Annotated in this window: 1 rRNA gene; it reads right to left on the bottom strand. The window is 53.4% G+C overall.

Going from position 1 to position 710, the window contains the following annotated elements:
- Positions 1 to 19 precede the first annotated feature (19 nt).
- A 23S ribosomal RNA gene (locus BUB85_RS00020) occupies positions 20 to 710 on the bottom strand; the annotation flags it as partial.

Raw genomic sequence — 710 nt, 5'->3', positions numbered from 1 at the left:
ATCCTATTACCTATTCCGTTTGGTTATGCCCTCGACCTATTAGTAACAGTCAGCTCCATACATTACTGCACTTCCACCTCTGTCCTATCTACCTTGTCGTCTTCAAGGGGTCTTACTAACTTGACGTTATGGGATATCTCATCTTGAGGGGGGCTTCACGCTTAGATGCCTTCAGCGTTTATCCCTTCCCGGCTTGGCTACTCTGCTATGCTCTTGGTAGAACAACAGATACACCAGCGGCCAGTCCAACCCGGTCCTCTCGTACTAAGGTCAGCTCCTCTCAAATATCCTACGCCCACGCCGGATAGGGACCGAACTGTCTCACGACGTTCTGAACCCAGCTCGCGTACCGCTTTAATGGGCGAACAGCCCAACCCTTGGGACCTACTTCAGCCCCAGGATGCGATGAGCCGACATCGAGGTGCCAAACCACTCCGTCGATGTGAACTCTTGGGAGTGATAAGCCTGTTATCCCCAGGGTAGCTTTTATCCGTTGAGCGATGGCAATCCCACTTTATACCACCGGATCACTAAGTCCTACTTTCGTACCTGCTCCACCCGTCGGTGTCGCAGTCAAGCCCTCTTATGCCTTTGCACTCTGCGAATGGTTTCCGACCATTCTGAGAGGACCTTTGAGCGCCTCCGATACCCTTTCGGAGGCGACCGCCCCAGTCAAACTCCCCACCTGACATTGTCCCCCAGCCGGATCA

The organism is Hespellia stercorisuis DSM 15480 (genome assembly GCF_900142165.1).
Taxonomy (GTDB): domain Bacteria; phylum Bacillota; class Clostridia; order Lachnospirales; family Lachnospiraceae; genus Hespellia; species Hespellia stercorisuis.
This window is presented reverse-complemented; position numbering and strand designations above follow the sequence as displayed.